Origin of the sequence: uncultured Microbacterium sp. (genome assembly GCF_963521695.1) — a bacterium.
Lineage (GTDB): Bacteria > Actinomycetota > Actinomycetes > Actinomycetales > Microbacteriaceae > Microbacterium.
Map to the genome: position 1 here is coordinate 1 of NZ_CAUQWC010000117.1, position 10,275 is coordinate 10,275.

General features: G+C 67.8%; 7 protein-coding genes. 3 read left to right on the top strand and 4 right to left on the bottom strand.

Features of this window, described 5'->3' with window-relative positions; genetic code table 11:
* The 4 genes from RWP81_RS09910 to RWP81_RS09925 all read right to left on the bottom strand — a co-directional run.
* A partial coding sequence (locus RWP81_RS09910) for an alpha/beta hydrolase (RefSeq protein WP_314455555.1) occupies nucleotides 1-628 on the bottom strand: 628 nt, incomplete at its 3' end.
* 2 nt (nucleotides 629-630) lie between these two features.
* A complete protein-coding gene (locus tag RWP81_RS09915) occupies nucleotides 631-1,530 on the bottom strand; it encodes a carbohydrate ABC transporter permease (protein ID WP_314455558.1) in 900 nt (299 codons plus the stop codon).
* Nucleotides 1,527-2,399 (bottom strand): sugar ABC transporter permease, encoded by an 873-nt coding sequence (locus tag RWP81_RS09920; protein ID WP_314455562.1) that lies wholly within the window; start codon nucleotides 2,397-2,399, stop codon nucleotides 1,527-1,529. The genes RWP81_RS09915 and RWP81_RS09920 overlap by 4 nt, the downstream gene beginning before the upstream one ends.
* Nucleotides 2,400-2,491: 92 nt before the next feature.
* Nucleotides 2,492-3,799: an extracellular solute-binding protein gene (locus RWP81_RS09925; protein WP_314455565.1), complete on the bottom strand. Its 1,308-nt coding sequence runs from the start codon at nucleotides 3,797-3,799 to the stop codon at nucleotides 2,492-2,494.
* A gap of 364 nt (nucleotides 3,800-4,163) precedes the next feature.
* Between RWP81_RS09925 and RWP81_RS09930 the strand changes: the two genes are divergently transcribed.
* The 3 genes from RWP81_RS09930 to RWP81_RS09940 form a co-directional block, all read left to right on the top strand.
* Nucleotides 4,164-5,576: a hypothetical protein gene (locus RWP81_RS09930; RefSeq protein ID WP_314455569.1), complete on the top strand. Its 1,413-nt coding sequence runs from the start codon at nucleotides 4,164-4,166 to the stop codon at nucleotides 5,574-5,576.
* A 283-nt stretch (nucleotides 5,577-5,859) separates the two neighbouring features.
* Nucleotides 5,860-10,008, top strand: coding sequence for a beta-L-arabinofuranosidase domain-containing protein (locus RWP81_RS09935; protein WP_314455573.1), 4,149 nt, complete (start codon nucleotides 5,860-5,862; stop codon nucleotides 10,006-10,008).
* A gap of 25 nt (nucleotides 10,009-10,033) precedes the next feature.
* Nucleotides 10,034-10,275, top strand: a 242-nt coding sequence (locus RWP81_RS09940; RefSeq protein ID WP_314455576.1) for a hypothetical protein, incomplete at its 3' end; no start/stop codon positions are given.

The following is a 10,275-nucleotide window of genomic DNA, read 5'->3' on the forward strand; positions in this document are numbered from 1 at the left end:
GCACGAGGTGGCCCGCGTCGAGCTGCTCGCGCCGCGACCCCGCGAGCGCCCGCGCGATCTCGTCGTGGAAGCCCGGCGGACACAGCGCGTCGTCCCGGCCGGCGATCACGAGCGACGGGACCTGCACCGCACCGAGCCCCGGCAACAGGTCGACGCGCGTGGCCTGCAGGTGCAGTTGCGCCGCCAGCACGGCATCCGGGGTCTGCTCCGCCATGCGCAGCGTGCGCTCCACCAGATCGGGCCGGGTCGCACGCACGCGTTCGGAAAGGAGCGCGGGCAGGATGCCGGCCTGAAGGTCGGCCGGCGTCTCGCCCGCCGATAGACGATCGAGCCAGCCCGCCCATCCCATGCGCTGCGCCGGCGTGGGGGCCTTCGCATTCGTCGCCGTGACGCAGAGGCCGCGCACCCGCTCCGGCGCGCGCACGGTCACCGCCATCGCCACGATCGCGCCGAGCGACAGACCGCCGATCACGAAGGTGCGCGGCAGGTCCCGCAGCAGTCGATCGACCTGGGCGTCGAGGGCGTCGGCATCTACCGCGGGAGTGAGTGCATCGTCGAGCCCGCATCCCGTCCACAGATCGGGCGTGCAGTTCATCCCCGCCAGCAGGACGAGCGGCACGGCGGGCACGCTCATCCCTTGACGGCGCCGTCGCTGAGCCCTGCGACGAGGTACTTCTGGGCGATGAAGGCGATGAGCACGACCGGGATCGTGAGAAGCATCGACGCCGCCCCCGCCTGCTGGAGCATCGGCAGCGTCTGACCCAGCTGGGTCGCGATGAACACCGGCACGGTCTTCGACGACGTGTCGGTGAGCACCAGCGCGGTGAGGTACTCCTGGAACGCGAACAGGAAGACGAAGATGCCGGCGGTGAGGATGCCGGGCCCCATGAGCGGGATCATGACGCGCCGCAGCATGCCGATGCGCGTGCAGCCGTCGATCATGGCCGCCTCGTCGAGCTCGCGGGGGATCTCGGCGAAGAAGTTGCGCAGCAGCCAGATCGTGAACGGTTGATTGATCGCCACCAGCGCGATGGCCAGGGCGAACTGGGTGTCGTAGATGCCGAGCGCGCGGCTGATGTCGTACATCGGCAGCACCACGGCGAACCGCGGCAGAGCGCGGAAGATCAGGGCGAGCACGAGCAGGAGCGCGGAGATGTAACTCGGGAAGCGCGAGAGCGCATAGGCGGCGGGGATGCCGATGATGAGAGCGAGCAACGTGGAGATGACCGCGACGGCCAGCGTGTTGACCAGGTAGTCGGCGAAGTACGTCGTCTCCCACAGGTCGACGAAAGCCTTCAGCGTCGGCTCGTAGCCCGAGAGGACCGGCGGGTTGGCGAAGGCGACGTCCGTCGGTTTCGTCACCGACAGCATCATCCAGACGAACGGGCTCAGCATGAGGAAGCACAGGATGCCGAGGAGCAGGCCCGTCACGCCCACGATGCGGCGCCGCGGTCGAGGGCGGCGGCTCTTGCCCTCGATGTCGCCGGTGGTGATGGCGCGGGTGGAGAGCGTCTCGCTGCTGAGGGTCATCGGGCGGCCTTCGCTTCCTTGAAGATGCCCCGGATGAAGGGGATGAGCATGACCAGGATGAGCAGGATGGTCAGGACGTTGATCGCGCTGCCGAGACCGAGTTCCTGCGCGCCGTTGGCGAAGGCGACGGCGTAGACGTACAGCATGATCGACTCGTTGCCGATCGTCTCCGCCTGTGGCGACAGCGGGATGAGGGCGTCGAAGATGCGCAGCACGTCCATGATCGTGATGAGGCAGACGAAGCCCAGCACGCCGCGGATGGTGGGGATGATGACGCTCAGATGCGTCTGGAAGGCGTTCGCGCCGTCGATGCGGGCGGCTTCGCGCAACTCGACGGGGACGCCCTGGAGCCCGGCGAGGATGATGAGCATCGCGAACGGCAGCATCTGCCAGACGGTGTTGAGGATGACGAGCAGGGCATTCGGTACCTGATCGGTGAACCAGAGCACCTGGGTGCCGCCGAGGAGCCCGATCAACCTGTTGACCACGCCGCCGAAGTTGTCGTCGAACAGCCACGAGAACGCGACCGCTCCGACCAGGTTGGGCAGCACGTACGACACCAGCATGATGCCGAGCACCAGCGGCCGCGACAGCCGCAGCGTGTTGACCGCGATGGCGATCAAGTAGCCGAAGACGAGCAGGATGACCGTGGTGACGACCGTCACGACCACGGTGAACACCACCGCCCGATGGAAACGGGGGTCGCTCAGGGCGTCGGTGAAGTTCGCGAGACCGACGAAGGTGCCCGGAACGCCGTACCGCACGTTCTCGAGGCTCCATTGCACGGTGCGCAGGAGGGGGAACACCAGAAGGGCGCTCATGATGGCCAGGCTGGGGGCGAACAGCACCCAGAATTCACGTGCTTTCACGAAACGTCTCCTCTCGGTGCATCCCGACCCGGTCGTCGTCGACCGGGTCGGGACTCACCACGTCACCATTGGTGGGGAGGTGATCGCGGGGGTCAGCCCGCGATCTTCTCCCCCGCTGCCTGCATCTGCGTGGCCGCCTCGTCGACCGACAGGCCGCCGGCCAGGAACTGCGCGACGATCGGCGTGATCTCGTTGCTGATCGGCGCGAGGACGGGCGAGACCACCGGCGGCATCGCACCCGCGATGGAGTCGTTGGCCGCCTGACCGTAGGGCGAGTTCTCGGGGGTGACCATTCCCTCGCGGGCGGGGTAGGCCGCCGGGACCGACGCCGTCGATGCGTCCTCGCTGACGGCGGAGGCCATCATCTCGAACAGCATCTTGTGGTCGAGCTTGGTGTTGAACGGGATGGACCACCCGTCGATCGAGAGCCGGTCGTACAGGTACGGCGCCGACGTCGAGACCTTCGGCGGTGCCGCGAAGCCGAACGAGTCGGACAGCTTGCTGTTCTCGGCGTTCGTCAGGTCGCTCATGCGGCCGGAGAACATGATCGACATGGCCGCGGTGTCGTTGTACATCTGCTGCTGCACCTTCGGCTGGTCGAAGGTGGTGACCTGGGGATCCATGTAGGGCTGCAGGCTCTGCATGGCCTGCAGGGCTTCCTTCGCCTCCGGGGTGTCGAGCGTGACCTCTCCGTCGGCGGTGACGAAGTCGGCGCCCAGCGAGTTCATGACCGCCTGGAAGCTCGTCACGACGTCGGCGGTGGCCAGCCACGGGAGGGCGATGGGGTACTGCATCTTGCCCGACGCCTTGATCGCCTCGGCGGCGGCGATCATGTCGTCGAACGTCTGCGGCACCTCGAGCCCCAGCTCCTCGAACACGTCGGTGCGGTAGGCCATCACGAACATCTGCGCCTGCATCGGCAGCGCGTAGAGCTTGCCGTCGTACGACATGCCCTGGCGCATCGACTCGCTGATGGCGTCGAGGTCGTACTTGTCGGCGTACTCGGCGAACAGGTCGTCGAGGGGCACGAGCTTCTCGTCGACGGCGAGGCTCGGGATGACGAAGCCGTACGTCTCGACGATGTCGTAGCTGCCCGTCTCGCCCGAGAGGGTCGCGGTCGTCTTGGTCACCTGGCCGCCGAAGTCGATCGGGTCGTGCTTGACCGTGACGTCGTCCTTCGTGCAGCTGGAGACCATCGTGTCCGTGAACGGGTCGATGGCGGAGGAGTTGTAGGCGAGCACGTTGACCGTGGTCGCGGATTCGGGTGCTGTGTAGTCGCAGGCGACCTCGGTGGCATTCTCGTTTCCCGTGCGGCTACCCGCGCCGCATCCCGAGAGGGCGAGTGCACCCAGGGTCGCCATGGCGACGAAGGCGATAGCGCGCTTTCTTGTGGATGACATGGCCAAACCGTATACGTATGCACAGCGTTTAGGGAAGCCTAAGTGCGCAAGTGGTCGGGTAACGATCGTGTTTCATGAATACGTATGATTCATTCCACCCCGGCCGCCGCGAGCGGGATGCCGCACGCGGGAGAGCGGGTGGCGTCGGCATCCTCCCACCCTTCCGCCGGCGGCCGCCCGCGTGGAGCGGCTCGCCGGGCGTCCCGCGTGGCCCGGAGACGGCCCCGATGGCGCATTCCGCCCCGGAGGCGCGTCGACGGCGCATCCGCGGGCCGCGTCGGAGCGGCGATCGCTCGCCGCGCTTGCGGCGCGCAGTTTGTGAGCGATAACATCACACCGACCCGGCCCGCCGATGGAGGCGAAGATGCGAAGACTGCTGCACGGATCCGCGATCGCGGGCTCGCTCCTCGTTCTGGCCGGTCTTCTCATCGCACCGCCCGCGGTGGCGGAGATCGCGGACGCGCCCGCCGGGTTCGACGTCGTCACGCGCGACGTCCAGCCGCACACGGCACGCGTGACGATCGCGCTGGTCGCTCCCCCGGGGACGCAACCGAACTTCTCCCGCGACGACGCGGTGGCCTCGGCGAACGCCGCTGCCGAATTCCTCTCGCGCGAGACCGACGGCGCGCTGACGGTCGAGATCGAGCAGGTCACCGAGTGGATGGCGGCGCCGAACGACGCACCGTGCTCGTGGGAGAGCGTCTGGCAGGACTTCGCCGCGCAGCAACTCGGCTGGGAGCGCGGCAACGGGCGTCACCTGACGGTGATGGTGCCGTACGGCGACCCGTGCCCGGGCTGGGCCAACGGCGAGCAGGGCTGGTCGGTGGATGCCGGTGGCCGCACGTTCCAGCCCGGTCCCGACGCGTCGACACTGGCGCACGAGTGGGGCCACAACATGTCGCAGGCCCACGCCTTCTCGACGGCGTGCGCGGACACCTGGGACTTCCGTGCGGTGGACGGCCGCACCCCCGCAGACTGCGACCGCCAGGAGTACGGCAACCGACTCGACAACATGGGCGGCAGCTGGACCCTCACGCCGTTCTCGAGCCCGTCGCTCGATCGCCTCGGCATGCTGCCGACCCGGCTCGTCCCGCGGTGCGACACGGCCGCGACCGCCACCGTCGCCTCGGTCGCGGCCGGAGCGCGCGATCGTGGTGCGATCTCGTGGGAGAGCGCGGTCGAGCCCGGCGTGCGCTACTGGGTCGACTACCGCGACGGGAACGCGAGCGCGAAGTACGCCCCCCTGCACGTCAGCGGATGGGCGTTCACGCCGGGGTCGTCCGGACTGCAGATCCTGCGCACCGACCCGGAGGTGCCGTTCGGGGCCACCGTGCTCGAGCGCCCCGGCGACTCCAGCGACTGGGCTCAGCTCGTCCGGGCGGACGAGGCCGTCACCCTCACCGACGGCACGACGGTCTCGTGGTCCCCCGTGGCATCCGGAACCGACCGCGCCGACGTGACCGTCGAGCGCGTGTGCGCGCCGGTCACGACGCCGGCCCTCGAGGCCGACGCCGTCGCCTCGACGCGGAAGATCGGCGGGTCGACGCACGTGATCGTCTCCGTCACGAACCGATCCACCGTCGCCGTCGACATGGAGATCGCAACCCTCTACGGGAAGAAGACCTTCACCTCGGTCGCCCCGGGCAAGAAGGTGACGGCCACCATGAACACGCGTCAGTCGGTCCCTCCGGCGGGTGAGGCGACGGTGACGTTGTCGACCCGCGCGGGCGACACGACATCGACACGCAGCATCACCGCCCCGTACGTCTCCCGATAGCCGCAAAACGACGCGGACCCGTCGCACCCGGCGTGAGGGGCGGTCGGCCGTCACGCGCATCGCGACGGCGGCGGGACCCACGATCGTGTTGACGTGAACACAGCGCGGTCGTGAACAGGGCCACGATGAGCCTTGGATAATACGCTGGCCATTCGCGTTTGTTAGCACTAACATGAAGCCGTCGGCACTCACGGAAGGCTCCCGACGAACGCCCCTTCTCTCGAGTCCGACAGTCCTGAGATCGCACCACCGAACTTCTGCAGAGCCGCAGAGAGGAACACCGATGTCCCGAATCCGAAAGACGGTGGCGCTCAGCGCGACCGCGATGATGATCGCCAGTGGATTGGCGGTGATCGCCCCCACAGCCGCCACAGCCGCAACCACGCTGGACTCCGCCAAGGTCCTCGACCTCCGCTTCGATGATTCCCTCGCAGACGCGGGCCCCAACAACATCGGCACGTCGATGCTGCGCGGACAGGCCGCCTACGTCGACGGCATCCACGATCGTGCGCTGAGCCTGCGCGGTACCGACGCGGTCAGCCTCGGCACCAGCGCCGCCCTGCAGCCCGAGAACCTGACCCTGTCGTTCTGGTTCAAGCCCGACGGGTCGATGGGCACCGGCGAGCAGGTGTTCACCTGGAACAAGAGCGTCTACAACTCCGCGGGCTGGTATCTCACCGCCGAGAACGCCAACACCCCCCTCGCCCTCTCGATCGGCCCCGGTGGCGGTCAGCCCTACAAGGTCACGGTGAACGGACCGCGCGACACGTTCTTCCCGGCCGGGCAGTGGACGCACGTCGCGGTCACCTACGACCAGGCCACCAAGGCCGTCACCTTCTACCGCAACGGCGAGCAGCAGGTTTCCTCGGTCGCGTCCGCGACGGGCGGCGCCGCCACCGGCGCACTGACCTCCGACACCACCACGACCAAGTCGATCGGCTTCAACGGCCCGCAGTACAACGGCGCCTACGTCCGTGGTGCGCTCGACGACTACGCGCTCTACAACAGCGTTGCGTCGGCGTCGGATGTCGTCGCCCTGACGAAGGCGAACAACCCGGCCTTCGACCCGGCCGACGTCGCCGGACGCGCGCTCGAGCAGCTGAGCGTTCCCGGTAGCGCCTCCGCGAACTTCGGTCTGACCACGACCGCCTCGAACGGCACCGCGTTCACGTGGGCGTCCTCCGCTCCCGGTGTCATCTCGATCAACGGCGGTCAGGCCACCGTCACGCGCCCCAAGGACGCGGCGGCCACCGTCACACTGACAGCGACCGCGACCTACGCCGGCAGCGCCCCGCGCACCAAGACCTTCACCGTCGAGGTGGCACCCCAGGGCGCGTCCACGTCGATCTACGTCGACGACACAGACCTCAACGAGGTGCTGATCAACGACCCCTACCTGCAGAACAGCAACACCAAGATGGTGGACTGGCTGCTCACGCTCGACCCGAAGCGGTTCCTCTACTCGTTCGACCAGCTGGCCGGCATCCCCACCACGGTTCAGCCCTACGGCGGATGGGAGCGCACCACCGGTGCGCGCTTCCAGGGTCACTTCTTCGGTCACTTCATGTCGGCGCTGTCGCAGGCATACTCGACCGAGACCGACGCCGGCCGCAAGGCACAGCTGCTCGCCAAGCTCACCACCGCGGTCGACGGGCTCGCCGCCGCTCAGGCCGCATACGCCCAGAAGGACCCCTCCAACGCCGGTTACGTCGCTCCGTTCCCCGCGTCGTACCTGCCGCACGGCAGCGACGGTCTGATCGTGCCGTTCTACAACCTGCACAAGGTGCTCGCCGGTCTGCTCGACGCGAACCAGTACGCACCCAAGGAGGTCGCCGACAAGGCACTGTCCGTCGCCAGCGGCTTCGGCTCCTGGCTCAGCGTCTGGGGCTCCCGTCAGGCCAACCCGAGCGCGCTGCTGAGCACCGAGTACGGCGGCATGAACGAGGCCCTGTACGAGCTGTACAGCATCACCGAGAACGACCAGCACAAGAAGGCCGCCGAGCTCTTCGACGAGGTCTCGCTGTTCCGTCAGCTCGCCGCCAACCAGGACGTCCTGGCCGGCAAGCATGCCAACACCACCGTGCCCAAGCTCATCGGCGCCCTCAAGCGCTACACGGTCTTCACCGACAACCCCACCCTGTACGCGCGTCTGACCGCGACGGAGAAGTCGGACCTCGACATGTACCGTCAGGCCGCCCAGAACTTCTGGCAGATGGTCGTGAACGACCACTCCTACATCGGCGGCGGTAACAGCTACTCGGAGCACTTCCAGGAGCCCGGCACGCTGCACGAGTTCGCCACCAACGGCATCACCAGCGGCTACGGCGAGCAGTCGACCGTCGAGGGCTGCAACGAGTACAACATGCTCAAGCTCACGCACGCGCTGTTCCGTGTGAGCCCCGACGTGAAGTACGCCGACTACTACGAGAACACCTACATCAACACGATCCTCGCCTCGCAGAACCCCGAGACGGGCATGATGACGTACTTCCAGCCGCAGACGGCCGGGTACGCCAAGGTCTTCGGCAAGAAGGAAGACGAGTTCTGGTGCGACCACGGCACGGCCACCGAGAGCTTCACCAAGCTCGGTGACTCGATCTACTTCCGCAAGGGTTCGTCGATCTACGTCAACATGTTCCGCTCGACCGAGTTCACCTCGGTGCAGCACAACCTGAAGCTGACCCAGACCGCCGACGTGCCGAACACCGACACCGTCACCTTCGCGGTCGCAGCGGCCGACGGCGGTGCGCTGGCCGCGGGGACCACCCTGCGCCTGCGGGTTCCGTCGTGGTCGCCGAACCCCACCCTCACGGTGAACGGCCAGACGCGCGACGTCGCCGCCGCCACCGACAAGGGGTACGTGGTCGTTCCGGTGTCCGCCGGCGACACGATCTCGTACAAGCTCCCCGCCAAGGTGACCGTCGAAGCGGGCACCGAGGACCCGAACTGGGTGGCATTCCGCTACGGCCCCGTCGTGCTCTCGGCTGAACTCAACCGCAGCAACGTCGAGGCGACCTCGCCCGCCGGCATCCTCGTCCGCATGAGCGTCGCCGACAAGTCGGTCACCAACAGCGTCCGCGTCAACGACGTCGAGGCCTTCAAGAAGGACATCGAGAAGAACCTCGTGCGTCAGGCCAACGCCGCGGACAACAACGGTCGGACCGTCATGAAGTTCACGCTGCAGAACGTCGACGCCGCCTCCGCGGCACTGACCTTCGAGCCGTACTACAGCATGTACAACGCCCGGTACGCGCTGTACATGAACCTCATCCAGCCGGATTCCGCCGCCGCGCAGGCGCTGATCAAGAGCGACAAGGAGAAGCTCCGCATCGACGAGATGACGACGGACTCCCTCACCTCGTTCGACAACAACAACAGCGAGGCCGGAAAGAACTACAAGTTCAACCGATCGTCGGTCGGCACCCACCTCGGACAGCAGTACCGCGACGGCGAGCGGTCGCCCGAGGCGTTCTTCCAGTACGACATGGCCGTCGACCCGTCCGCTCCGAAGAACTACCTCGGTGTGCGGTACTTCGGTGGCGACAACGGCCGGACGTTCGACGTCTACATCAACGACGTCAAACTGAAGACCGAGCGCCTCACCAACGCCAACGGGGCGAACTCGTTCTACATCCAGTACGACGAGATCCCCGCCTCGGCACTGGCCGACATCGCCGCGAAGGACCGCTACAAGCGCGACCAGTCCGGCGCCTACGTGCTCGACGAGACGGGGAACAAGATCCCCATCATCACCGTGCGCTTCCAGGGCACCGGCACCACCAGCAACGTCGGCGGTGTCTTCGGGGTCTACACGACCACGACGACCACGTACGCCACCGACGCCGACCTGAACGCGCTGACCTTCGACGGCGGCACCATCAGCCCGAAGCTGACCGACGGAACCTACGACTACACCGTCACGGTTCCGCGCGACGCGACGACGGCGACGTTCGACGCCGACCCGGCCACCCCCAGCGGCCTGGTCTACCTCGGTGACATCCTCATCGACGACACGCAGAAGCGCACGGTCACCCTGGCCGCCGACGGCGCGCCGACGACGGTGACGCTGCGCTCGCTGGCGCAGGACCACACGACGGCGAAGACGTACCGCGTGCAGATCGTGCGGGCCGCCGCCGCCCCCGTGATCACGACCGAGCTCTCGGCCGCGACACGGTGCATCGCGGGCAAGGTGACCCTCACCGCCACGATGAAGAACACCAGCGCCGTGCCGGTGTCGATCGAGCTGACCACCGCGTTCGGCAAGAAGAGCATCGCGAGCCTCGCACCGGGCAAGAGCGTCAGCCAGGCGTTCACGACCCGTCAAGCGCAGATCGCCGCGGGCGAGGTGTCGATCACCGCGGCCGGCCAGGTCGACGGTACGACGGCGACCGCCACGCAGAAGGCGGGGTACGACGCCCGCAGCTGCGGCTGAATCGTCACCGGGCGGCTGATGCGCGATGCTCAGCCGCCCGGGGCAACCACCGGGAACGCCCCGGGCATCCTTCACGGGTGACCCGGGGCGTTTCGGCGTCGAGGCCGACGAGACCGGACACGCACCCCGGCGGTGCGGGATCTCGGCATCCGGATGCCGTGTACCCGGCCCCGGCGCGCGCGGGACCCCCTCCGGGTCACCGGATGCCGTGGTCTTGCGCATCCAGGATCCGCGCGACCGCGCACCTGCGGCCACCGCCTCGCGCAC